Raw genomic sequence first — 23,161 nt, 5'->3', positions numbered from 1 at the left:
CTTTTGCTTTGGACAAGGCAACATTAAAACCTTCCCTCCCCCTTCTCCCTTCCCCTTCCCCTTCCCCTTACTGCACTAAACCAGCACGTAAAGCGCGGACAGCAGCTTGCGTGCGGTCAGCAACACAGAGTTTGCCCAGAATACCCCGAACATGAGTTTTGACAGTACCTACAGTCAGGTAAAGTTTGCTGGCAATTTCTGCATTGTCGCATCCAGCAACAATCAACTCTAAAACTTCCATTTCCCGCTGAGTCAAGGAAGAATTTTCTATTGTTTTCTCAAGTTCTGGGTCAAGACCCTCAATTGTCACCCTTTTTGTACTGATTCCTCCATTAACATTATCTTGCCGTACTTGTCGTAGGACAATATCTGCAATTGCTGGGTCAATCCACGGGCTACCTGTATAAGTGGTTTTTACCGCATCTACTAATTTTTCACTTTCAATATCCTTCATGCAGTAGGAATCTGCTCCTGCGCCAAACGCAGCTAATACAGCTTCTTCACTGTTCTGCATGGTTAAAATTAGCAGTTTTGTTGTGTATTCTGGGCTTTCTTGTTGGTATTGCCTGTACCTACGTGTCAGTTCGATACCATCCATGTCGGGCAAACCAATATCAATAGTCGCAACATCAGGCTTAAGCGTCTTGAGAAGTTGCAATCCATCCGTTGCATTGGCGGCTTCGCCAACAATTTTGATTTCTGCCTCGGTTTGTAAAGCAGCCCTTAAGCCTATTCTGGTAAGGTTGTGGTCTTCAATCACAAGAACCTTAATCTCACTCATGGCTGGTTACCTCTACCCGAATCTATCTAAAGTACAGAATAAAATACTTCGTCACTATATTTGGAAGTTTATACCAAGCGATAGATATTTAGTATTTTTTATTAAACTACATCTATCATAAGCCATAAAAAAACTCTACTGTAGTGGTAACAACCTTAAACAAGGTAGGAGTTAGGAGGAGACAAGAGGATGGGGCGCATAGAGTGGAAAGGGGAGCAGGGGCGATGGGTGCAGAGGAGATAGGGGGAAAGACGACAGGACTAGATATACTCTTTTTCCTTGCGCCCCTCCTGGTTCGAGACGGTTTCTAGAGGTGGGAGTCTTCAACCCAAGAATACTGTTGAACATGAAAATCAACTTTCATGAGCGGATAAACAAACTTTTCATCACGATTGAATATTGTAGAATTAAACCCTTTATATATAACTAACTATGTATTTCCCAAAAAAAGCTACAAAAGACAGAATTTTGGTTGTTGATGATGTTTACGACAATTTACTACTGTTAGCTACAATTTTACAACATGAAGACTATGAAATTAAATTAGTGGAAGATAGTAAAACTGCTTTGAGTCTAGTTGAAGATTTTCGACCAGATTTAATCCTTTTAGATGTGATGATGCCTGAATTAGATGGTTATGAATTTACTCATCGTGTGCGGCAAAATAAGGCGCTACCATACATCCCTATTTTGCTCATTACTGCTCACGTTCAGTCTAGTGTTGTTGAAGGACTTGATACGGGTGCTGATGATTTTATTCGTAAACCATTTGACCCAGATGAGCTACAAGCACGAGTGCGATCGCTCTTGCGTCTCAAACATAGTATAGACGAACGCGACCACATGGCGAGCCTGCGAGAAGATTTTGTTTCGCGGTTCACTCACGATTTGCGAACACCTCTGGTTGCTGCCAACAGAGTATTAAAATTAATGCGAGAAGGAATGTTTTGTTCTGTAACACCAGAATTAATCGAAATAATTAATACAATGATTGGCAGCAATACTGACTTACTAGCAATGGTGAATACATTGTTAGAAGTTTACAGACATGAAGCTGGCTGTAAACAATTAAATGTTTATCAATTTAATATTCAGGAATTAGTTAACGAAGTCACTCAACAATTAAGACCACTAGCTGAAGAAAAAGGGCTAGAATTAAAATTTCAATTAGCAGAAAATGTAACTGAACAAAAAGACATAAAAAGCACTACCATAGCAGGCGATCGCGTAGAGTTGCGACGTGTTTTGACAAACATTATAGGTAATGCAATTAAATTTACAGCAAAAGGTTATATTGATGTTGACTTGAATGTAGCTGAAGATCATGTGTTGATTGCAATTCAAGATACAGGGCCAGGAATTTCTCAACAAGACCAAGCTATGCTATTTGAGCGTTTTCGGCCTGGAAAACATCAGGGTTCAGGTAGTGGTTTAGGACTATATTTATCTCGTTATATTATCGAAGCACATCATGGTTCAATTGAAGTGAAGTCTGAGCTAAGGTACGGAAGTACATTTACTATCAGTTTACCCATAGATATCAAATATCATTGATTTAAAAGTAAAAATATTTGGCTTGTTTTCAAGAAAGATATAACTAACTTAAAAAAGTTAATACTAATTTTTACTTTGAACTAATTAAAGAAAATAGTGTTCACAGATTTTCACTGTGAACACTCAATAGAGGAAAGGGACAGACACGGATTTTGTAACTATCAACTCAGATTAACAGTAATTTTCAGGTTGGTTACCTAGATCTGGAACAGGAAAAATTTACTGCATTATTCCAGAACCTTTTTGACTTCATCTTTGATATTTTCGCTAGTGTGAATAATCTGAGCTTCTACTTGCTTTGCTTGTCCTTCAGCTTTGTCATTTGGGTTACCAGTAATTTCACCAATTGCTTCTTGAATTTTACCTTCAATATTTTTGGCTACAGCTTGCGCTCTATTTTCAAGGCTCATATTATCTCCTGTTATTTTGATTATTTACTAAAGGCTTATCAAGCCATCCAACTATTTATAGATTACCTGGTTAATTTTTTTTGGTATTCTATCTAGAGAATCTAGTTAATTAATTTTTTTCTGTCCTTGAAATAGATTTTTTTCATAGCTAAATTCCGTTTCAAGATTTGAAATAATCATCTTCAGATAGAGCTAAATACTTGCGAGTATATCGAAAGATAAAAAGCTTTGCGACTGTAGGTAGATCCAATACAGGCGAAAAATTGCTATACACATAGCTATTATTTTTAAATAATTAAATATTATCTGAGGATTTTCAATATTAGTTCGCCAGATAGAGTATGAATAGCAAAGCTATGTTTTATTATGAATTAAAAGTGAAACAACAAATCAAATTAAATGGGAGAAAGGAGTAATTAATATGGGTAATATTATTGCTTGGTTAGTTTTAGGTTTAATTGCAGGTGCATTAGCTAAAGCATTGTATCCCGGACACCAAGGTGGTGGGATTTTTGCCACTATTGGATTAGGAATTTTGGGAGCATTATTAGGTGGTTATCTTGGTCAAGTTTTGTTAGGTAGTGGTAGTGCTGCTGCTGCATCAGCAGGTGCCTTATCTATTGGAAGTATTATCTTTGCCGTTCTTGGTGCTATGTTGCTAATTTTTCTGTGGGGTTTATTCACTAGGCGTGCTGTGTAATTGCCTCAATTTAATTAACAGCTTATAAAAATATTTCTAGTTTAGAAAGCAAAAGAATGGTATCAGGAATACAGCAGAGAGCAATGGGAGTTTTTGCCAAACGTTCAGATATCGAATTAGTGCTTTCTGAACTTCAAGCAGCCAATTTCCCCATGAATAAAGTATCTGTGATTGTACGCAACACAGAACAAGAAGATAAAATTACTGGGGTTGAAGTTAAACAACTTACTAGTAATAGAACTGACGAAAAAGCAGTCAATAGAGCAGTTACTGGCGATGCTTTATATGGTTTGCGTGGCTTGTTAATTGGTTTAGGAGTTTTAGCAATTCCTGGTATTGGGTCTATCATGTTTGCAGGTGCTGAAGCAACAGCACTTGCAACTACTCTGGCTGGTGGTGCTGCTGCTAGTTTAGCTGGTGCATTAATAGGTTTAGGTGTTCCTGAAAACGAAGCAAAAATTTACATAGATTTAGTCTCTCAAGGTTACTATTTAGTGATCATAACTGGAACACAAGAAATTCACCTTGCTGAGAGATTTTTTGGACAACTTGGAGTTCAACAGTGGGGAGTTTATACACTAACTTCTCCCTCAACATGTCGCTATAAAAATGCAGCTGGTCTTTTTTATAAATACCCAAATGTAGAACAAGCTCTTACTGAGTTAAAAGAAGCTGGCTATCCTATGAGTCAAGTTGCTTTATTTACCCAAAATACAATTGTTGATGATAGTATTAGCAAAATGAATGTCATTATTAAAGATGACTTGGCTATTTTGGGGATGCCTGACAATATGGCAAAACATTATAAAAATAGTTTGGCTTCAGGAAGTTATCTAGTAGTGATAGGCGGTACTGATATTCAAATGGCAGCCGCAAGAACTATTTTAGAGGCTAATAGAGTAGAATATTTCCATATCTACAGCCCACTGGTTGTTAATACGATTAACAACAATTATCAAGTTCTAACTAACTGTCCTTCGGGTTCAGCAATTCCTCATGGGGTAAACCCCCAAGACGGGACTGCTGAACCAGGAACACGAAGGATGCTAAGGAACAAAGAATAGTTTTTAATCGCAAACTTACAAAAAATTAATATTACAAGTAAACTATGGAGGATTGGAAATTATGTATTTTTCAATTCTCCTTTTAAGTAAGTAGTTGGGAAAAAACCAAACTATATTAACAAAGATGAACTAGGCTAAAACCCTCTTTAATCCTGCCTCCTGCCTTATCCCAACGATAAATATTTACGCCGATCTACTTATTTTTGATAATTATCATAAATATGACTTTATATATATTCATATTGAAACAATCTTCACCTGAATAGGTATTCTATCTGGAGGATTATTTTTAAATTGCATAATAGCTTCTACAGATTGGTAGATTTTTATCTTGTTTTATCCTTGAGATTGATTCAGAGATTATGAATTTTCAAGTATAACTTAATTAGTACAAAATTGATTGATTAATCAATGCAGCAAGAAAAACATCATTCAAATTAAACTTTTATTTGAAAAAAGACAACTTTATTTGTCTTGTAACTATAAAAACCGTTTTGTCCTATTAGAGAGGTAGCCATGAAAACCAAGGAAGAATATCAAGCAGAAATGGAAGAGCAAATTTCAAAACTGCATACTAAAATTGATGAGTTGAAAGTTCAAGCATCTCTAGCCAAGGCAGATGCTAAAGATAAATATCACGAGCAGATTGAAGTTTTAAATGATAAGTATGCAGTAGCTCGTGAAAAACTTCAAGAACTGAAAGCATCTAGTGGCAATGCTTGGCAAGATATTAGAGCAGGTTTAGAAAGCGCTTGGGATGAACTACAAACTTCCTTTAAACGTGCTTCAACTCATTTCAAGTAAGATTTAGTGAAATTTTTTGTTCAATCTGATTACCAAGGAGAAAAATCATGAGTTTGATTCGTTTCATTCAACCTATTATCCGTCCTTTCCGTTTTGTAATTGCAGCTGCTTTATGCTTAACTTTACTCTTGACTAACGCCTTCCCTGCGGCTGCAATTGGTAGCTCAAAAAGTGATCTTTCCGAAGGTACTACACAATTAAATGGCATTCAAAAGGAAACCGATAAAGTGGCTCGTTCTGCACCTCCTAGCTTAGAAGAAGTGCAATCAAAATCACAAGCAGGTCTTAATGAAGTTCAAGGTGATGCTGATAAAAATAAAATGAAGCGTCCTGAAAACTCTCAAAATGCTACTAGTGTAATAGACAAAGTTGAAAATTATCTACAAAAAGTGACAGGAAATCAGTAGAAATTTGTCAACAGGCTAGAGTCAGTCAGTAAGGTGCATTACAGCGTTAAGCCTAACGCACCGCTTAACAAATAATAGGTGCGTTACGCTGTCACGTTAACACACCCTACGACTAATAAGTGATTAAGTACAGTTTAGATTAGTTTGATGGTCAAGGTAGAAAACTAACCTTGACCATCAATTTTTTTAATTTTGCTACATTCCCAATCTACAATTCCAACTTCACACCCCGAATCGAATAATCCAATAACTCCATCGGGTGGATAACTGAAATTTCCTTACCTTGCAATTGCAAATGTTTAGTAATTTGCAATGTACAACCTGGATTAGGAGAAGCAATTAAATTAGCACCAGTATTCAGCAAGTTCTGTACTTTTTGCTTACCTAATTCCTCAGCTACTTCTGGTTGCAGCATATTATAAACTCCGGCACTACCACAACACAAAGCTGCGTCTATAGGTTCTTTTAATTTCACATCTGGAATTTGTTGCAACAGCTGACGAGGCTGCACACTAATTTTTTGTCCATGTAATAAATGACATGCATCTTGATAAACTAAATTCAATGGTTTATCTGTCAATGGTGATAGTTGTGTTGTTAACCCAACTGTCGCTAAAAACTCTTGAGCATCTCTAACTTTAGCAGCAAAATCCTTGGCCTTTTGCCGATATTCTGGGTCATCTTCTAATATGTGACCGTATTCTTTCAAAGTATGACCACAACCGGCAGCATTGATAATTACAAAATCTACATTAGTATTTGCAAAACTATCAATCATTTGCCTAGCTAAAGCTTTCGCTTGTTCTGTTTGTCCTTGGTGTTCGGGAAGTGCTGCACAACAACCTTGCGATCGCGGAATCACAACTTCACAACCATTTGCTGTTAAAACCCTCACCGTAGCTTCATTCACTGGCGAGAAAAACAGCCGTTGTACACATCCCAAAATTACACCAACTCGATAACGCTTTTGATTTTGAGCCGGAATCACAGTAGGTAAATTGCTTTGAAAAGATTTGAGAGTCACCTCTGGCAAAATTGATTCCATTGCTGCCAAACGAGGCGATATATTCTTAAGTAAACCCGTAGCGCGAAAGAACTTAGAAAAACCCAACTTTTGATAAATTAATACTGGAACCAATAAAACTCGTAAAACGTTGGGATAAGGAAACAGAGAAAATATCAGTTGGCGAAAAACTCTATCAGGCAAACTCCGAGGATAATTTCGTTCAACTTGGTGACGAGTTGCAGAAATTAACTTATCATACTGCACACCAGAAGGACAAATTGTCACACAAGCAAGACAACCCAAACAAGAATCAAAATGTTGTGTTGTTGCCGTATTCAAAGCAATTTCACCCTCATTAATTGCATCCATTAAATAGATGCGTCCCCTAGGGGAATCCATCTCCTTGCCAATTACCCGATAACTAGGACAAGTCGAAAGACAAAACCCACAATGCACACAACTATCAATCAACTTTGGATCTGGTGGATGATTAGCATCAAAACCCTTCAAATTTTTGATACTAGCCGTATTATTAACAGAATTATCTGAAACTTGCATATTAATTCTTCTCTCCCTCTCTCTTGGCGTCCTTGGCGTCTTGGCGGTTCGTTTCCTAAATCCCACCCACAAAACGACCAGGACTTAAAATACTCTTACCATCAAACTCTTCTTTAATGCCGCGCATCAACTGTAAAGCATTACCCTTATAACCCCAAACATCGATTTGCTGTTTTACCGCAATCCGTGCTTCCATAACCGTTAAAAAACCGCCATTTTGTTCACAGCGATCGCGCATTGCTAAAACCTGATTTTGTTCCTCAAACCGCAACCACCCTAAACCACTAGCAATGTGAATCAAACCCATTTTAGTTTGAGTCAAAATCTCCACAGCAGCAGTAGGTAACACTCCTATTTTGCAACTAATTTCTGATTCTGTGGCAGGAGAATGCATTTGTTGTTGTAATCTCTGCCATAAATTAGCTTCATTCTCATCCCAATAAATTACCCCAGCTAAACCCAACTTTTCTCCTACTTCTAAAAGTCGGTTTGATTGTTCTTTGACACTTTCACTAATGCTTTGGAAACGAGCAATTAATCCTAACCCTTGACCCAAATCTAAGCTAGAAACTAGTTGAGTTGCAAGTAAATCAGCTTGAGTTGGTGTTAACGCAGAACCTCGCAGAGTTTGGGCAGCTTGAGATATAGCCTCTGGTGTGCCAGTCAGCACCACCGTACCCGATAATTCTGGTAATGGATAAACTCGAAAAGTTACTTGACTAATAATCCCTAATGTGCCGTATGAACCAGTAAACAACTTCATCAAGTCGTATCCGGCAACATTTTTCACTACTCGTCCTCCAGCCTTGGCAATTTGTCCATCAGCACGCACAAAAGTAATACCCAAAAGCTGATCTCGCACACTACCATAGCGTTGTCGCAGCGAACCTGTATCAGCTGTAGCCACGATACCACCAATGGTTGCTGACTCGGCTGCTGTGGGATCAAGTGCCAGAAATTGGCGAGAGGCTGCCAAAATTGCTTGCAGATGAGAGAATTTCATCCCAGCTTCTACCGTGACAGTTAAATCACCAACTGCGTGTTCAATTAGTTGATTGATACGTTCTGTACTGACTACGACATCAGCACCTTTAGCTAAACCACCCCAGGTGAGTTTACTACCACTACCACAAGTCAGAACGCGCCAGTTATGACGATGACTAACTGCGATGACAGCCGCTAGTTGTTCAGTAGTACGCGGATAGACAATACAACTGGGAGGATTTGTGGAAGCGATCGCTTGTTGGATATGTTTTTGCTGGCTGAGTTCGAGATTTTCCCAAAGACAGACAACATTTTCGTCACCGAGGGTAGATGCAAGAGTAGAGGCGTAGACACTTGGCGGCTTGTCGTTAGACATCGCATTCATCAGTTTATTTTTTACTCCCCATATCTAATTTACTGGTTAACCTCACCAAAAAATGCAGAGTTATCCAAAGTTTGCCTCAAGACAAACCTATAGTCGCTCCTTCCGGGTGACGCTACAAACGTCGCTAAAGTCATCTGAGTATAAATACTGTCTTTGAAATACATTCAAATAAAATTTATTTAAAAATTACTGAAATAATATAAGTGATTTTACTGAAGCAATTATATTAATTATGACTTACTCTATCATCAGATAACTAATCAATTTCTAAGCTTTTAACCAAAAATGTCATTATTCATACTATAAAGCCATTATTCTGAGATTTTACTTACTTGGGTAGCAATGTTATTAATTTTTCAAGGATAAAAAACTTTTCAGCCGTATTTATACTGGATATCTAGGATTTTTATGGTAAAAATACTGCTTAAAATCTTATCGTATCATCTTGCGGTGTATACTCAGTAAACAAATTTCAACATTTTTTCTTATTTTTCCAGTTTCTGAACTATGGCAATTGTGATGTTCAAAAAGTTTACTTCTATTTAGAAACCTTATTTACAATTAAATTCGTTATGCCAAACTAGGGGAAAAACAATGAAAGCAAAAATACTGGTTATTGAAGAAGAAAGTATTATTGCTTGTGACATTAAAAATTGTCTCGAAAATTCAGGATATATTGTTCCTGCTGTTACCGGAAATGGAGAACAAGCAATTGCAAAAGTAGCAGAGTTCCATCCAGATTTAGTATTAATAGATATAATGCTAAAAGGTGAGATGAACGGTATAGAAGCTGCTCAAGAAATTATAGATTGCTTCCAAATACCAGTAGTTTATATGACTGCTTATTCTGATCAAAATATACTACAAAAAGCCAAGAATACGCAACCATTTGGCTATATAATTAAACCATTTAAAGAAAATCAATTAATTAGCACTATTGAAATTGCGCTCAACAAGTATCAGACAGAATTGTTAATGCGCGAAGCTCTCAAAAAAGAAAAACAAAGCAGAAATCTTGAGTCATGTTTTGTTTCAATGGTTAGCCATGAGTTTCGTAATCCATTGAGTAATATTTTTAATTATACAGAATTATTAGTAAATTCAAGTAACCAATTAACTGAAAATCAAAAACAAGAGTATATCTATGAAATTCAAAACGCTGTGAAACATTTAGATACTTTATTAAGTGATGTTTTGCTAATTGGTAAATCAGAAGTTGGTAGAGATTCTTTTAATCCATCACCATTAGATTTGGAGAATTTTTGTAAAGTTTTAGTCTCAGAAATACAATTGAGTGTAGGTGATGATTACAAGATTATCTTCTCTATGGAGGGACTTTGTACAATTAAAGACGATACTAATACTGTCCCAAATTCACATTTACTAACTACAAAACACAGATTACCTGGCTTGGACAAAAAACTATTGCGTCATATTCTCATCAATTTACTATCTAACGCAATTAAATATTCACCCCAAGGTAGCACAGTACATTTTGACTTATTTTGTGTACAGGGAGAAGCTATTTTCCGCATTCAAGACCAGGGTATTGGAATTTTGGAAGCTGACCAAGAAAATTTGTTTAATTCATTTTACAGAGGTAGCAATGTTGGTAAAATTCCAGGACATGGTTTAGGACTGGCAATCGTCAAACACTATGTAGATTTACATGGAGGAGAAATTACTTATGCTAGTAAAGCGGGAATAGGTACAACATTTATTGTAAGCTTGCCATTTCAAAATAATTAAACCCTGGAAAAATAAAATGAAAAAGAAATAGGAAATAGGCAATAGTTCAATACCCTATAATTACAATTAGGTAGCCAGTGCCTCCCTGTAAACTTGCGAACGCACTAGCTCCTTTTGACCTATTATCAATTACACATTAACTGGTTGTCTATTTTCCGCTGGTGTGTAATAACTATTAATGTTATTGGTTCCTACTTGTGATAGCGATTCTTGACCTGTAATTAATCTGGCTCCACGATTGCGGGTGATATAGTTCCATGCCCATTGAATCATCACAATTAATTTATTGTCAAACTCAATTAAAAAGTAAACGTGAATTAATAGCCAAAATAGCCATGCAAAGAAACCTTTGAGTTTGATAAAACCTAAATCTACAACAGCAGAATTTTGCCCAATCATCGCTAAACTACCGCGATCGCTGTAAGCAAATTGTGGTAATGTCTTACCTTGAAGCCGCTGTTGAATTAGTGTCGCTACATATTCTCCTTCCTGCATGGCTACGGGTGCAACGCCAGGTAAAGGTTTGCCATTTTGATGGGAAAAATTCGCCAAGTCACCAATTACAAAGATATTACCATGTCCCTTGATACTCAAATCTGGTTCGACGATGATTCGTCCGGCGCGATCGCATTCTACACCAGTGCGTTCTGCTAAAACTTTCCCCATCGGTGAAGCTTTCACACCTGCTGCCCACAATACCGTTTTTGAAGCAATTTCTCTGACTTCATCTCCTTGTTTCACGGTAACAATATCATTTTCAATATTTGTTACCAACGTCTTTGTCTGCACAACCACACCCAACTGCTTGAGAGAGTCTTCTGCTGCTTGTGATAACTCTGGTGCAAAAGGTGGCAAGATACGATCCATGCCTTCTAAAAGTAAAATTCTGGTTTCTGAAGTGTCAATGTTGCGGAAATCTTCTTTGAGAGTTTGGTATGCTAGTTCCGCGATCGCACCCGCCAATTCTACTCCAGTAGGGCCACCACCCACAATCACAAACGTCAACCAAGCACGGCGTTTTTCTTTTTCAGTTTCTTTTTCCGCTGCTTCAAATGCTGTAAAAATCCGCCGACGCATTTCTATGGCATCTTCTACAGTTTTCAAACCTGGGGCAAATTCTTCCCAATTATCTTTACCAAAATAGGAATGCTTTGCACCTGTGGCGACAATTAAAGTATCGTATGCTATTGCTTCATCGCCCAAGATGACTTTTTGTACTTCTAGATCAATATCACTCACTTCGCCTAACAATACTTTGGTATTCTTGCTCTTACTGAGTACTGCTCGCAAGGGTGAGGAAATATCAGCAGGTGATAGCGTACCTGTGGCAACTTGGTACAAAAGTGGTTGAAATAGGTGAAAGTTACGTTTATCTATAAGAGTAACCTCTACCGGGGCTTTAGCAAGCGCCTTTGCAGTATACAGTCCTCCAAACCCACCACCAACAATTACAACCTGATGGGGTGGTTTATTTTCAAGTCTATCTACCATAATAAGTGTTTCCTTGTTTTTCGGGGGTGCTGTAACTATTCTTAACAAATTTGTATCGAAAATGTCACATTTTTTTCTGTTTATCTTGAACAAATGAAAAAATAGTTAAAGTAATGCAAACTACAGTTCAAAGAGGCATTAAAGCTGTTGATTGATAATTGATAGCTGAGGACTGTAACTATTTAATTTATCGTTCATTGCTTTGGTGTTTATGCAAGGAAAGCTATGGGGTTCTTTGAAAGCAATAAGCTTGATGATTGTCGCGTCTTTGCAATTCCTGCTTTGTTTCTAGTGCTGCCAGTCAATAGACTTCTTGCAGAAGTGGGGAAAAGGGTAAGGGGTAAAGGGGAAAGGGCTAATAAAAACCCTTTTCCCTTTAACATGAGTCCCTTTCCCCCCTATGAGCAAAAGTAACTTTTGCTCATAGGTCTAATAATTTGATTGGTAATTGGGAATTGGTAATTGGATTTTACTATTAGTCATCACATCTCACTCATCACCCATCACCCATTACCTATTACCTATTACCAGGCAAACCGACTATATCGTAAGTAATTAGCCGGACATGATATGACTTGCCAAAAAAAAATTTGTAGTATCCCCTTGACATCATGTAGTTTATGTATTACATATGTAGTATAGAGACAAAAGCCTTCTCAAGAGGCAAAACCAAAACCTCTCAGAACCTTGACAACTCCATAGATGGTACTTTTTGGGGTGTAGCGATCGCAATTTCCATCGGCAAAGGCAACTTTTGGGGCCGCGATTGGTGTTCGACTGCTCCGAAACCAACAAACGGACGGTTGCAGGATTCGGGTTCAACTCCCGACGGTTCCACTTGCCTTAGCTGCGATTAAAGTTGCGATAGTCTCCATCAGAACATCACAGTTATGCAAACTTGGGTCTGTAGCTCTAACGGTAGAGTTCCCGGATGCCACTTGTGCCCTTACAGAAAAAGCTTACATACTTGCTCAAAGGTAGAGCGATCGTCTCTAAAACGATAAGTGTAGGTTCAATTCCTGCGTGTGTCACCACAGCTTTTTTAACTTGCACGAGGAGTGAGTGCAACTCTCACAGGGAGGGTATCGGTTCAATTCCGATCAGATCCACTAATACTAATTCGTAATTAAAAAAGAGGTGATTGCAATGGTGCATATTCGATTTGAAGGACGTTCTATTGATGTTACAGAAACACAACTAGGAATTGCTGCAAGTATGAATGATGGAGCAGTGAAGCAGCAGGTTGCTCGGCATTTAGATGTGAATAGTGATCGCCTTTCTACTTACGTAGTTGACCGCCGTCCCAGTGGCGATTTACTCATCCGTCCTGAAGCCGTCTATGGTTAAAGTCTTGATTTATCCGTGCCCCGACATTAGAAGCATACATACACATTGATAACGGTTCTAAGGTAGCAAAATTCGAGCGATCGAACAAGCGAAGCATGATTTTTAAATCTCTCGCAGATTTAACATGCGTGCCCACTGCCAATAGTTGGTAAGAGCGACCGTAAGCTGTAAAAAGCTTCTTGAACTTGCACGGAGTAATTTAAGATTTACTCTCTTCCCACTGTAATGTTACCGATGCAAATTTTTCTCCCCTGCACCTCTGCTCCCCTGCTGTCTAAACGCTAATCTTCAGGTGTGAAAGGAGTAATTCCGCGCCCTGACTTTTAAAGCATACACACTAATCCGGCAACGGAATGCAGGTTCGATTCCTGCCGCTTCCATCAATGGGAGCGTGGCCAAATTGGTATAGGCAACTGTGAAAACTGCTTTACTAACTTGTGCGGAATTCTAAATATTTAAATCGTATTTATCTATAATCTTCACGAAATCATGTATGCGGAGGTGAGTTCAATGATGTTCGCTAATTTATTTGTAATCACACATCAATCAATACAACTGTATTTTTATAAAGCAACGTATGAGCGAACATCGTTTGAGCGAGATTGTGATTGAACGTCCTCGCGGTGGAATGAGAATTAGCCTCAAAAAATTGAAAGGTTTTAAAAAGCAATTAGACAAACTCACCGAAGAAGCCAGTCAGGATGGATTATTAAGTCCTTACCTGATTAAACCAATAAACAAATCCAAGCATCTTTCAGATCATCTTGGCCCTCTGCGTCGGTTTTTGCGTTCCAAAGTCGGACAGCCTTGGAATGACGTTTACAGCGAACTGTGTCAACGATTAGATACCAGCACAATGGCAGGACAGCATGTTCTTGTGCATGTGTGGGATTACGTTGAGCGACATGTGGAAATAATTGATGGTGCTTTTTACAGCAAACCTTACCAAGGTTATCGCACTCAGTTAGAAGTGAGTTATCGCGATCGCTTTTATATCCACCCTGAAACTAAAATTCTTTGTGCATCTGAGAAAGCACCTCGCAAGCATAAGTCAAAGCAACCACAAACTGATTTTGTGATTGTTGATGATTATCATCAATACCACAAGTTGAACGATATTTGGTATTTAATTACCTTTGCAGATTTTCCACCACCACCAGATAATTACGTGACGGATGTTCTCAAAGGTTTAATTCACCGTTCTGCTGCAATATACAACAGAGGTCGCAGGATTTACGCTGCTAGTAAACAGCAGTGTAACAAAAAGCAAATTCGATTTATCTTAAATCAACTTTCTCAAAACTAAAATTTTCACTTCGTACCCTAACCGCAAAAGCTTACATACTAGCCTAATTGGAAAAGGCACTTGACTTAAAAGCAAGTGATTACGGGTTCAAGTCCCGTGTGTGAATCAACAGCTTTTTCAACTTGTACGAGGTGATTTTATTCATTTCAAATATGAGTTAATTGCAACTCATTGGAGGTTGCTATGTCTGTGAAAACCTTAGAAATTTTAGAACAAATCAAGTCTTTAAGTCTGAATGAAACTGCTCAATTGGTGAAGCAGATTGAAGCAACCTTCAATGTTGATATTTCCACACCGAAAGTCATTCAGATTGATCGGCGAGATGAAAATCAGGAACAACCTCAGATTCAAACGGAATTTGATGTTTTGTTGGTATCGGTTCCAGCAGAGAAAAAGATTGCCTTACTCAAGGTGATTCGGACTGTGACGGGACTGGGACTGAAGGAGGCAAAAGACTTTGTGGAATCGCTTCCCCAGGTGGTTCAGGCTGGATTAAATAAGGAAGCGGCTGATAGTCTCAAGCAAGAGTTAGAGGAGGCGGGAGCGGTGGTTTCTCTGAGGTGATAGAAGTTTTATCTGCTTTGTGAAAGTTTCTTTTTTTAAACGAACCGCCAAGGACGCCAAGAGCGCCAAGAGAAGAAAAATACAGAGGTTTTTACAAGTGAATTAGGACTGCTAGAGACAAATTTATCGATTGGCAGTTGTTGCCGCGCCCTGATCAATGAAAAATTAAAAATTAAAAATACAAAAATCTATCTTTTTTAATTTCTAATTTTTAATTTTCTCAAACTTGCGCGGTGACTTTATCACCTAGCGTGCAACATCTGCCTCCTGCAATTTTGGATTTTGGATTATAATCCAAAATCCAAAATCTAAAATCCAAAATTTTTAGAGGAGGTTTCTATGAATAACGTAGAACGTGACCTGCGTCTGGAAATGCTCAACAGTTTGCTGACAACTCCTCATCGCAAGCTTGAGCAAGTCGCAGAAATTCATCAGTTAATTGTTGAACTTGATCCTATCTTTTACGGACATTTGGCAGTTTGGTATCAGCGTCATGGTGATGTGCGTGACCATAAGGAAGTGTTTGTTGCTCATTTGCTTACTAGCAATCTGACTGAACACCGAGATGCTGGATTTATGATACTGCAAGAGTTTCCACCCTATCAGGTGGCTCGTGTGGTGGACTTTATGAAGCAGCAGCGCAATAAGCTACCTCGTTCGGCTCGTACTGCGGTACGACGTTATTTGAAGGCGCGGGAAAGTAATATTGTTATGTTCGATCGCGCTGCTTTGCGGGGTCGTAAGGCTATGAAGCATCTGTATGCTTCGCTGCACATTAAGCCGAATGAACGAGCAAATGCGATTCTGTTCCGTGATACTCCGCCAGAGGGTTCTTTGGCAAGTGTGCTAAAGCAGGTTGCTAAGGCAGAAAGTGCCGCAGAACAAGCACGGCTGATTGTGGAGTTTAATATACCTTATGCGATCGCTATTGGTTCGATCAAGCAAGTGACACCAGTTGTCCTGGTAGCTTTGATCAATAGCATGACTCCCCAGGAAGTGATCAATAACCTCAAGTCTCTCCAGGCTAGAGGTGCAATGGAACATCCAGAGGTGAAGAAGCTGATTGACTTGAAGTTAGAAGCAGCATCTAAGAATACGCGTGTAGCAGCATTCAAAGCACAAATTGCCGCAGATACCGCAGATTTAGATGCAGACACCGTTGCAAAACTGGAAAATGTCACCAATGAACAGGTGAAGCGGCGCGGTACAATTGCGCGTCCAACTGCCTTATTGGTCGATAAGTCTGGTTCAATGGAGAATGCGATCGCTATTGGTAAGCAACTCGCTGCTTTAATCTCTGGTATCACTCAAGCAGAATTGTTTGTCTATGCGTTCGATACTATTCCTTACGCGGTGACAGCAAAAGGCAAGGAGTTGACCAATTGGGAACGTGCTTTCCAGCACATCAATGCAGGCGGTGGTACAAGCATCGGCTGTGCGTTGGAAGCTATGCGGAAGAAGAAGCAGGTTGTTGACCAGATTATTCTGGTGACAGATGAAGGCGAAAATGCAACTCCTTACTTCGCTGAAGCTTACAAGACATACTGTCGAGAGTTTGCAGTAGTACCCAATGTGGTGATTGTCCGTGTGGGTAGTCATTACAACTGGATTGAAGGACAACTCAAGCAGCAGCAAGCACCTGTAGAAACCTTCACTTTCGCCGGTGACTACTACAGCTTACCGAACCTCGTCCCACTCCTGACGCGTCCCTCTCGTCTAGATTTGCTGATGGAAATTCTCGATATGCCGTTGCCTGTAAGAGACGATAAATAGAGTATTTCAGGGTGCGTTATAGTTACTTCTAACGCATCCTGATCCTGATGTTGTGGGCGTGAGCTTACAGGATTTTCTAATCCTTATCATCAGGTCAAAAGTGCAGTTAAATGGATAACTAAGTATTACTAAATAAATATGGATATAACTTTCGAGGAAGCATATTCTCGTGGACTACCTGGTAGCGATGTCTTTGTTTATACGCATTTACTTTACAAAGATGATATAAATCGTGATTTTGGTGTCGCAAGTCTTAATAAAGAAGCTTATATTGCTTTTAATGATACAGTTCTTTTTTCAGAATATACACAACTTGCCGCAGAACAAAGGTTGGTACTCAACGGATACATGGAATTCGTACCAACAATTTTTAAACGCCTGGAATACATTAACTTTGAAAATTTAAAGCTTTCTACTGGGTTTGAACTGAGCCTCAAAGCACGTTTGCTTAGTAATAATTGTATCATTAATCAGTTGAATCCAGAATTACCTGAGTTTAAGGAGCTATCTAAACAGCAAAAAAAACGCCCAATTTTACGCGAAGAATATTTTGCAATTGATGGTTATCGTTATGATGCACAGCGACAGCGAAACAGGCTTATCGGTCTTAAAGATGAAAGTCTTAAGTTCGGAATCATCCTTAACAAGCCTGAGTATAGAAAGCTGTTGAATATTCCTGAAGATATTATAGAAATTGCTGATGATTACAGAAACTTGCGAAATCAAATCCATTTTCCCGGCGACATAATTGAAGCACCCCATTTAATTAAGTACAATGGCGATGTCTTAATCCGTAAAATTCAGGAATTTATAAACCAGTATATTGTTAAAGTGAACTCTATAATAGCCACTAAGTATTCAGTTGCAAAACTATGCTTACCAGAATTAAGTTTGTAATTTATCTTTACAAAAATACAAAGCAAATTTCAATGCTGATTTAAGCTCTCTTTTTTGTTCTCCCTTCTGCAAAATATCTTGATAAATTACTGACAAGTTCAGCCATATTACCAGCATCATCATAAGTATTTTAGTAGATTGATGAGCTAGCTGAAATGGCAGCGATCGCACTCCTACAAAATCTCTCTAAAAACCTTATTCTCGGTGTCCTCTGTGTGTCTGCGGTTCGTTTTTTCAATATTTTTTGGGTATCACCAGCAGCCAAAATATTTTCCGAAAAGTAGTAATTCATTCTTGTAGTATATGTATTATAACAATATCATGCGTGCCCCAACTCGTGGAGCCTACATACTAGTACGAGAGGAAGGTAACACTGCCAAATGCAGTGGGCGTGTGTAAACGGGGAGTGCGAAGAACCTGGAAAGTGGGCTTAGAAGTAGCCATCTTTGAAAGAGTGTGTAACAACTCACCAGCGGAGTCCCCCTAGTAACTGAGAAAACGCAATGCTCCACCAACTTGCACGCAATTTAATTCGCAATTCGTAATTAAGAAAGTTAGATTTTATCCAGCTTTCTAGAGTGCATCTCTAGCTTTAAAAGAACTATTATTTATGACTAATATATTTAAGCTAATTAACGAAATCGCTAGTGCAGAAGCACAGTTGTACACTACCCAATTCCTTGCACCCTGTGTCAAGGGTGGACGAGTTCGCACACGCGTAGCTGAGATGGTGTATACCTTCAGCCCAAAGCCTAGTAAATTTGAAGGTTGGGGCATCTTTCAACCTGTGGATGAGAAGACTGCAAAGGTTGTGGAAGAAGCAAGTTTACCCCAGATTGCAGAATACTTGCAAAACTTTCCCCAAATACGGCTGCGGTTAGCACACCGATTGCAAAGACAAACTTGGTTAGCATACCCGGTGAATGAAGCAGATATGCGTCAACGGTTGCGGGTGGTAAAGCCGATCGCAGTACATTTAGTAAATGAAGGTGTAGCCTTTGAGCAAATCATTAGCCGCTGGAATGGACAATCCTGCTGGTTTGAGGAAATTGATCGCCGTACCGATCCGACAATTGTTAAAAGTCTGCAATCTGCCCTCAAGCAACTCATTCCTGCTGAGGAATTGCAATTCAAAGGCATAACTCCAGAAATCCGCACAGTCTATGAATTAGCAACCAAGCAGATTGAAGGCTTTACTAAACCCCAACAAGATGAAAAACGACTGAGAAAAGCATTGCAAATGGGCGGCGGTGAATTACGCCAATTTCACGATCGCGGTGATTACTGGACAGTTGATTGGACAACTAGTGATGGTGTACGCCACAGTAGCGCGATCGCTAAAACTGACTTGACTGTGATCAGTTCTGGTATTTGCTTGAGTGGACGCGATCGCGATTTTGACTTGCAATCCTTAGTAGGTGTGATGGAACAACAATGATGAAATAGATTGAACATCTAAAAACTCACACACTAACTTCTTTCGCAATCCAAAATCCAAAATCCAAAATCTAAAATCCAAAATCTAAAATGCTATGAGTATCTTTTTTCACGAACAGCTTTACCGCAGTAATGCTGTGATGGCAAAGCTGAAAAACTATCCTATAACAATTTGTGGAGCGGGGGCGTTAGGAGCTAATATTGCTGAAAATCTGGCTCGGTCTGGTTTTGACAAACTGACAGTCATTGATCGCGATCGCATTGAAGAGCGTAATCTTTCCACCCAACCCTACTACCGTTCTGATGTGGGAGCCTTCAAAGCGAAAATATTAGCTAACAATTTATACCGAGCAATTGATACTAAAATTGATGCCAAGACAAAGGAGTTAACAGCAGCAAATACAACTCAACTGCTCAAAGATAGTCAGTTAATTGTCGATGTCTTTGACAACAGCGTTGCACGTCAAGCAGTCAAGGATTATGCTGAGCAATTTAGCATTCCTTGTGTTCATGCTGGGCTAGCAGCTGATTATGCAGAAGTGATTTGGAATGACGTTTATCGTGTTCCTTCTGATGTGAATGATGATGTCTGCGATTATCCGCTAGCAAGAAACTTGGTAATGTTAACTGTTGCTGTGGCGTGTGAAGCAATTGTCTCATTCATTGCCACAGCAGAACAGCGTAACTTTACCATCACCCTCAAGGATTTGACGGTGCAATCTTTATTTTTGTAATAGTAGGAAAAAAAGAGCGATCGCTTATAGGATAGTGTCAAGATACAGAATATAGTCCGCGAGGGCGGACGCGCCTTTGTACAGCCAAGCAACTGCATTCACTCAAGAGACAGTCGCGCACTACATGCGCGCGACTCCTAGGCTTCCTTACCTCAGATGGAATATTCGCTCTTATCAGTATCATCCATATTTTCAGATAATGGAGTTGATACGGTTTGATTAAATTTTATTTCTTCTGTTTGAGTCTCACCCTGTGGTTTTCCATCCCATGAGTAGTTGCAGATTTTACTGCGAAGTACTGTACCTAATGTCGCATTAATGACAAAGGCAAAGGAATCTACAAAGATTAAGTTCACAGCTTGATTAAGCATGAGTCCCTCTTGAGCCTATTTAAGCATCAAGTAATTGTTAAAGTTTTCTACACAAGGCACAATGTCTTTTCCAGAAACTTACTCAGGACTTACGTAAAAATCGTTTGATATAGCCCTAGTCACATGGCTTAGCCTGAGTAGAGTACGTTAAGACTAACCTCTGTAACGCACCGAAAATCTCGGATGGTGCGCGATTCCTACGGCATAACTGGACTATATAACTCTGTGTTTTCTGCGTCCATAGTTCGGGACTTCCAAGTAAAAAAATATTCCACTGTTCTCAGTCATCAGTTATCAGTCAACTGCTAACCATAATTGACGATGCGGAAGCCATCACAAGGATAAATTCTTGTAATTCGGAAAATTTGGCGTGGTTGAAAACTATCAAGGGTACAAGTCCAAGTGATGGAAAAATCTAAGCGATGACGAAATAATAACTCAATGCGCGATCGCAAAGCAGATAAAAGTACTCCATGATAGCGAACCAGATGAAAGTCAAAATTCGTGTCCTGAAGAAATAAATCTATATTCTCTGCTTTCAGGACAGTTTGACGCGTAATTGGCTCTAGAATAAAAATCATTCCATAGCGTCGAATATACTTAACTTTTTCGCGATTTTTACCTATTTCTTGGCAAATGCCATAACCTGATAATAACAACCCTTCTCCATCAACTAAAGCTAAATTATTCCTAACTATCTGTTTATTGATTTCTCGTTCGATATATAAAATATCTTTCTTGTGTAAATGCGATAGTTTTTCTCTATCTAGATGAGTTCGATATAAAGCATCAAGCAAAGTCGCTTCAGTTTCTTTCCAATCATTCTTTTTCGTTCCAGATGGTGCATAAGTACTTCTCAATATGTTCCCATCTCTTTTGTTTTCAAATTTCCATAATTTAAATGGTTTGTAAAGAGGACGGTTGAGAGGAAATTTCTCACGACTTGTATATTCTCGATTAACTTCAGTAAATTGAAAAAAGGCAGCACGAACTGTTTGTGGGGTTAGAATCACCAAACGCCCATCACCAGCTAGTGATAATTGAATTTGCACCATAAGCAATTCAATATTTATTTCGTTTAATTTTTAATCTTGATTTGAAGTTGATGGTAACTTATTAATAATTATTTGGCTAATTCTGTTAATAACATCATCAATAATCGGGTCATTTTCTCGACCTTTAGTATTTGCTTCATCAATAGCTACTTGAATAGCCGTCCCTAAATCATCTATCATTTCGCCTAATTCATTAAGCAGTTTAATCTCTAAACCATAATCAATTTCTACTTTTTGAGTATAGTGACTGATGACTTTATAGTGTTCTTCATAGGTTCGCACTCTGGTACTTGAATCTTCTTCATAGGGAACGTATCGAGTTTCTATTTCTTCATGTTTTTGTTTGACATGGGCAAAGGCAGGACGATTATCAATTGTAGTATTGTAAATAAGTTTAGGATTGCGTCGGGGAAGTTTGCGGACTAATTCTAATAGAACAGCGTGGGCACTTTGTAGGGCACGTAATTGTGGTACAGTGAGTTCTACAGAAATTCCATACCAGTCAAAAGTTCCTGTATTATTAGAGTTTGCCTTTTGCCGTGCGCCGTGCTGACTAACTACATCTTTGACAATTTCTAAAACATGAAGACTAATTTCTTCAGGAGAATAATCTACATAAGTTTCTCGAATTTCGTCTTGAAGTTCGTCTTGAGCATTGTAATTACGATGGCGCACTTCTTGCGCTCTAATTTTTTCAATCCATGAGATTGCTTTGGCTAGTTCTCGTTTTTGTTTGGTAAATGTTGTTTGAACCATAGTTTATTTTTTAATGATAATTATAGTTAAAACACTAGTAAATTAAACTGACATGAATTTCAAGGAAAGGCCTTGCTTTATATCTGGACACGAGATATTTCTATAGTATTACTACTATAGTACTGAAAGGCTTAACGATCGCGATCTAGGAGACTTTGCCACCAAGACGTTCGCCAGTCATTTTTACGCATCGCTGGAAAATTTGAAAATCCAGAGGACTTCTCTTTATGCAAGTGCCTACTTTCTTTTTTCCAAATTACGCAAAAATCAATAAAAATAACTAACATCCTACGAACATCTTCCTAAAAGTGGCTCTCTGAGTTACTAAAACCTCCCTGAAATCTTCAATGAAGACTTCAGCTAAACTCACCTTACAGATTGATTCTCCGCACTTACGACCTTTTAAGGTAGTCGCTCCCCTGATGATTTCATATAATTCATGACGCCGCCACGCCAAAATAATGGGAATTGAAAATAGACATTTTGCAGGGAATTCATCGAATTAAAGGGAATTCTGATTATGAATTTAAGAGTTCTTGATAGAATTTGTCCGTGCCTGTATCGCATAATGTTTGGAAGCACATTATTTATGACTGGACAACGGATGAAAGCCTTCCTCCCTCTCTGATATTTCTTGAATGAAAATATGAGAAGTTTACGACTCCGACGAACATCTCAGGTTTTACCCCTCCCCGGACATTTTAGGCTACTTCCACATTAGTTTTTCGAGAACCTTTTCCTATTCTCTACTTGTCTGGCAGAACGTTTTGTCATAAATTATATGTCATTTTTTCTTAGTTATTGAACAACTTAGGAGTTTGTTCTAAGATGTTAATGCTATGGCCTTGAACGAGATTTTTATCCGTAAAGAGATAATACTTTACTTTTCAAAAAGCTCAACCTTTCCTGCAACAACTCAAAACTAGTTTGAGTCATTACAATATTCATTAAACTCCTATCAATATCATTTTGTCCACTTTTTTTAATCTTCTTTATCTTCATACAGCGATTAGGCTCATATCTTGCAC

The 23,161-nt window shown here is 38.6% G+C and carries 24 protein-coding genes, 1 tRNA gene and 1 other annotated feature; of the genes, 15 read left to right on the top strand and 10 right to left on the bottom strand.

What is annotated here, in order from left to right:
- Positions 1–67: 67 nt before the first annotated feature.
- The gene (locus I8748_RS26385) at positions 68–781 is read right to left on the bottom strand and encodes a response regulator (protein ID WP_198127488.1); all 714 of its coding nucleotides are present in this window, start codon (positions 779–781) and stop codon (positions 68–70) included.
- A 432-nt stretch (positions 782–1,213) separates the two neighbouring features.
- On the opposite strand from I8748_RS26385, the gene I8748_RS26380 reads away from it, so the two are divergent.
- Positions 1,214–2,335, top strand: a complete 1,122-nt coding sequence (locus tag I8748_RS26380; RefSeq protein WP_198127487.1) for a hybrid sensor histidine kinase/response regulator — start codon at positions 1,214–1,216, stop codon at positions 2,333–2,335.
- Positions 2,336–2,562: 227 nt separating this feature from the next.
- Here I8748_RS26380 and I8748_RS26375 read toward each other — a convergent pair whose 3' ends face one another.
- Positions 2,563–2,745 (bottom strand): CsbD family protein, encoded by a 183-nt coding sequence (locus I8748_RS26375; protein ID WP_198127486.1) that lies wholly within the window; start codon positions 2,743–2,745, stop codon positions 2,563–2,565.
- Between the two features lie 421 nt (positions 2,746–3,166).
- On the opposite strand from I8748_RS26375, the gene I8748_RS26370 reads away from it, so the two are divergent.
- From I8748_RS26370 to I8748_RS26355, 4 genes are all read left to right on the top strand, one after another.
- On the top strand, positions 3,167–3,445 hold the full coding sequence (locus I8748_RS26370; RefSeq protein WP_198127485.1) for a GlsB/YeaQ/YmgE family stress response membrane protein: 279 nt from the start codon (positions 3,167–3,169) through the stop codon (positions 3,443–3,445).
- Between the two features lie 56 nt (positions 3,446–3,501).
- Positions 3,502–4,509 (top strand): hypothetical protein, encoded by a 1,008-nt coding sequence (locus I8748_RS26365; RefSeq protein ID WP_198127484.1) that lies wholly within the window; start codon positions 3,502–3,504, stop codon positions 4,507–4,509.
- Between the two features lie 516 nt (positions 4,510–5,025).
- Complete coding sequence (locus tag I8748_RS26360; protein WP_198127483.1) at positions 5,026–5,313, top strand: sll1863 family stress response protein; 288 nt, start codon at positions 5,026–5,028, stop codon at positions 5,311–5,313.
- A 47-nt stretch (positions 5,314–5,360) separates the two neighbouring features.
- Entirely contained in the window at positions 5,361–5,720 is a 360-nt protein-coding gene (locus tag I8748_RS26355) for a hypothetical protein (RefSeq protein ID WP_198127482.1), read from the top strand.
- 208 nt (positions 5,721–5,928) lie between these two features.
- Here the strand turns inward: I8748_RS26355 and I8748_RS26350 are convergent, their stop codons facing one another.
- Together I8748_RS26350 and I8748_RS26345 are read right to left on the bottom strand one after the other, a co-directional pair.
- On the bottom strand, positions 5,929–7,284 hold the full coding sequence (locus tag I8748_RS26350) for a (Fe-S)-binding protein (RefSeq protein WP_198127481.1): 1,356 nt from the start codon (positions 7,282–7,284) through the stop codon (positions 5,929–5,931).
- A 55-nt stretch (positions 7,285–7,339) separates the two neighbouring features.
- Positions 7,340–8,653, bottom strand: coding sequence for an FAD-binding oxidoreductase (locus tag I8748_RS26345; RefSeq protein ID WP_198127480.1), 1,314 nt, complete (start codon positions 8,651–8,653; stop codon positions 7,340–7,342).
- A gap of 594 nt (positions 8,654–9,247) precedes the next feature.
- Between I8748_RS26345 and I8748_RS26340 the strand changes: the two genes are divergently transcribed.
- A complete protein-coding gene (locus I8748_RS26340) occupies positions 9,248–10,402 on the top strand; it encodes a hybrid sensor histidine kinase/response regulator (RefSeq protein WP_198127479.1) in 1,155 nt (384 codons plus the stop codon).
- A 129-nt stretch (positions 10,403–10,531) separates the two neighbouring features.
- On the opposite strand, the gene I8748_RS26335 is transcribed toward I8748_RS26340, so the two are convergent.
- Entirely contained in the window at positions 10,532–11,893 is a 1,362-nt protein-coding gene (locus tag I8748_RS26335; RefSeq protein WP_198127478.1) for an NAD(P)/FAD-dependent oxidoreductase, read from the bottom strand.
- Between the two features lie 620 nt (positions 11,894–12,513).
- Between I8748_RS26335 and I8748_RS26330 the strand changes: the two genes are divergently transcribed.
- On the top strand, positions 12,514–12,750 hold the full coding sequence (locus I8748_RS26330) for a hypothetical protein (RefSeq protein WP_198127477.1): 237 nt from the start codon (positions 12,514–12,516) through the stop codon (positions 12,748–12,750).
- Positions 12,751–12,805: 55 nt separating this feature from the next.
- Here I8748_RS26330 and I8748_RS26325 read toward each other — a convergent pair whose 3' ends face one another.
- Positions 12,806–12,946: a hypothetical protein gene (locus tag I8748_RS26325; protein ID WP_198127476.1), complete on the bottom strand. Its 141-nt coding sequence runs from the start codon at positions 12,944–12,946 to the stop codon at positions 12,806–12,808.
- A 93-nt stretch (positions 12,947–13,039) separates the two neighbouring features.
- Here I8748_RS26325 and I8748_RS26320 point away from each other — a divergent pair, with 93 nt between their 5' ends.
- The 6 genes from I8748_RS26320 (at position 13,040) to I8748_RS26295 (ending at position 17,780) form a co-directional block, all read left to right on the top strand.
- A complete protein-coding gene (locus I8748_RS26320; RefSeq protein ID WP_198127475.1) occupies positions 13,040–13,240 on the top strand; it encodes a hypothetical protein in 201 nt (66 codons plus the stop codon).
- 577 nt (positions 13,241–13,817) lie between these two features.
- Positions 13,818–14,546 carry a hypothetical protein gene (locus I8748_RS26315; RefSeq protein WP_198127474.1) on the top strand — a complete coding sequence of 243 codons (729 nt, stop codon included), beginning with the start codon at positions 13,818–13,820 and terminating at the stop codon, positions 14,544–14,546.
- A gap of 32 nt (positions 14,547–14,578) precedes the next feature.
- Positions 14,579–14,649 (top strand) — tRNA-Leu (locus I8748_RS26310).
- Positions 14,650–14,729: 80 nt separating this feature from the next.
- Entirely contained in the window at positions 14,730–15,110 is a 381-nt protein-coding gene (gene rplL, locus I8748_RS26305) for a 50S ribosomal protein L7/L12 (RefSeq protein ID WP_198127473.1), read from the top strand.
- A gap of 339 nt (positions 15,111–15,449) precedes the next feature.
- Positions 15,450–16,883 carry a vWA domain-containing protein gene (locus I8748_RS26300; protein WP_198127472.1) on the top strand — a complete coding sequence of 478 codons (1,434 nt, stop codon included), beginning with the start codon at positions 15,450–15,452 and terminating at the stop codon, positions 16,881–16,883.
- A 138-nt stretch (positions 16,884–17,021) separates the two neighbouring features.
- Positions 17,022–17,780: a hypothetical protein gene (locus I8748_RS26295; RefSeq protein ID WP_198127471.1), complete on the top strand. Its 759-nt coding sequence runs from the start codon at positions 17,022–17,024 to the stop codon at positions 17,778–17,780.
- Between the two features lie 130 nt (positions 17,781–17,910).
- Here I8748_RS26295 and I8748_RS34730 read toward each other — a convergent pair whose 3' ends face one another.
- Positions 17,911–18,072 carry a hypothetical protein gene (locus I8748_RS34730; protein ID WP_214662770.1) on the bottom strand — a complete coding sequence of 54 codons (162 nt, stop codon included), beginning with the start codon at positions 18,070–18,072 and terminating at the stop codon, positions 17,911–17,913.
- Between the two features lie 125 nt (positions 18,073–18,197).
- Positions 18,198–18,253 (top strand) — a sequence feature (23S ribosomal RNA rRNA prediction is too short).
- 137 nt (positions 18,254–18,390) lie between these two features.
- Here I8748_RS34730 and I8748_RS26290 point away from each other — a divergent pair.
- Positions 18,391–19,218 (top strand): hypothetical protein, encoded by an 828-nt coding sequence (locus I8748_RS26290; protein ID WP_198127470.1) that lies wholly within the window; start codon positions 18,391–18,393, stop codon positions 19,216–19,218.
- A 94-nt stretch (positions 19,219–19,312) separates the two neighbouring features.
- Entirely contained in the window at positions 19,313–19,951 is a 639-nt protein-coding gene (locus I8748_RS26285) for a HesA/MoeB/ThiF family protein (protein WP_198127469.1), read from the top strand.
- Positions 19,952–20,103: 152 nt separating this feature from the next.
- Here I8748_RS26285 and I8748_RS26280 read toward each other — a convergent pair whose 3' ends face one another.
- From I8748_RS26280 to I8748_RS26270, 3 genes are all read right to left on the bottom strand, one after another.
- On the bottom strand, positions 20,104–20,322 hold the full coding sequence (locus tag I8748_RS26280; protein WP_198127468.1) for a hypothetical protein: 219 nt from the start codon (positions 20,320–20,322) through the stop codon (positions 20,104–20,106).
- A 305-nt stretch (positions 20,323–20,627) separates the two neighbouring features.
- Complete coding sequence (locus I8748_RS26275) at positions 20,628–21,377, bottom strand: hypothetical protein (protein ID WP_198127467.1); 750 nt, start codon at positions 21,375–21,377, stop codon at positions 20,628–20,630.
- Between the two features lie 30 nt (positions 21,378–21,407).
- Positions 21,408–22,133: a hypothetical protein gene (locus tag I8748_RS26270; protein ID WP_198127466.1), complete on the bottom strand. Its 726-nt coding sequence runs from the start codon at positions 22,131–22,133 to the stop codon at positions 21,408–21,410.
- Between the last annotated feature and the right edge of the window lie 1,028 nt (positions 22,134–23,161).

The sequence above is a fragment of the Amazonocrinis nigriterrae CENA67 genome (assembly GCF_016056305.1).
Lineage (GTDB): Bacteria > Cyanobacteriota > Cyanobacteriia > Cyanobacteriales > Nostocaceae > Amazonocrinis > Amazonocrinis nigriterrae.
The sequence above is the reverse complement of the archived record's forward strand: the minus strand, read 5'-3'. Positions and strand labels throughout refer to the sequence as shown.

Bases quoted from the DNA above. Each gene is read 5' to 3' on its own strand.
- I8748_RS26385 (WP_198127488.1), bottom strand. From the start codon at position 781: ATGAGTGAGATTAAGGTTCTTGTGATTGAAGACCACAACCTTACCAGA.
- I8748_RS26380 (WP_198127487.1), top strand. From the start codon at position 1,214: ATGTATTTCCCAAAAAAAGCTACAAAAGACAGAATTTTGGTTGTTGAT.
- I8748_RS26375 (WP_198127486.1), bottom strand. From the start codon at position 2,745: ATGAGCCTTGAAAATAGAGCGCAAGCTGTAGCCAAAAATATTGAAGGT.
- I8748_RS26370 (WP_198127485.1), top strand. From the start codon at position 3,167: ATGGGTAATATTATTGCTTGGTTAGTTTTAGGTTTAATTGCAGGTGCA.
- I8748_RS26365 (WP_198127484.1), top strand. From the start codon at position 3,502: ATGGTATCAGGAATACAGCAGAGAGCAATGGGAGTTTTTGCCAAACGT.
- I8748_RS26360 (WP_198127483.1), top strand. From the start codon at position 5,026: ATGAAAACCAAGGAAGAATATCAAGCAGAAATGGAAGAGCAAATTTCA.
- I8748_RS26355 (WP_198127482.1), top strand. From the start codon at position 5,361: ATGAGTTTGATTCGTTTCATTCAACCTATTATCCGTCCTTTCCGTTTT.
- I8748_RS26350 (WP_198127481.1), bottom strand. From the start codon at position 7,284: ATGCAAGTTTCAGATAATTCTGTTAATAATACGGCTAGTATCAAAAAT.
- I8748_RS26345 (WP_198127480.1), bottom strand. From the start codon at position 8,653: ATGAATGCGATGTCTAACGACAAGCCGCCAAGTGTCTACGCCTCTACT.
- I8748_RS26340 (WP_198127479.1), top strand. From the start codon at position 9,248: ATGAAAGCAAAAATACTGGTTATTGAAGAAGAAAGTATTATTGCTTGT.
- I8748_RS26335 (WP_198127478.1), bottom strand. From the start codon at position 11,893: ATGGTAGATAGACTTGAAAATAAACCACCCCATCAGGTTGTAATTGTT.
- I8748_RS26330 (WP_198127477.1), top strand. From the start codon at position 12,514: ATGTATTACATATGTAGTATAGAGACAAAAGCCTTCTCAAGAGGCAAA.
- I8748_RS26320 (WP_198127475.1), top strand. From the start codon at position 13,040: ATGGTGCATATTCGATTTGAAGGACGTTCTATTGATGTTACAGAAACA.
- I8748_RS26315 (WP_198127474.1), top strand. From the start codon at position 13,818: ATGAGCGAACATCGTTTGAGCGAGATTGTGATTGAACGTCCTCGCGGT.
- rplL (WP_198127473.1), top strand. From the start codon at position 14,730: ATGTCTGTGAAAACCTTAGAAATTTTAGAACAAATCAAGTCTTTAAGT.
- I8748_RS26300 (WP_198127472.1), top strand. From the start codon at position 15,450: ATGAATAACGTAGAACGTGACCTGCGTCTGGAAATGCTCAACAGTTTG.
- I8748_RS26295 (WP_198127471.1), top strand. From the start codon at position 17,022: ATGGATATAACTTTCGAGGAAGCATATTCTCGTGGACTACCTGGTAGC.
- I8748_RS34730 (WP_214662770.1), bottom strand. From the start codon at position 18,072: ATGAATTACTACTTTTCGGAAAATATTTTGGCTGCTGGTGATACCCAA.
- I8748_RS26290 (WP_198127470.1), top strand. From the start codon at position 18,391: ATGACTAATATATTTAAGCTAATTAACGAAATCGCTAGTGCAGAAGCA.
- I8748_RS26285 (WP_198127469.1), top strand. From the start codon at position 19,313: ATGAGTATCTTTTTTCACGAACAGCTTTACCGCAGTAATGCTGTGATG.
- I8748_RS26280 (WP_198127468.1), bottom strand. From the start codon at position 20,322: ATGCTTAATCAAGCTGTGAACTTAATCTTTGTAGATTCCTTTGCCTTT.
- I8748_RS26275 (WP_198127467.1), bottom strand. From the start codon at position 21,377: ATGGTGCAAATTCAATTATCACTAGCTGGTGATGGGCGTTTGGTGATT.
- I8748_RS26270 (WP_198127466.1), bottom strand. From the start codon at position 22,133: ATGGTTCAAACAACATTTACCAAACAAAAACGAGAACTAGCCAAAGCA.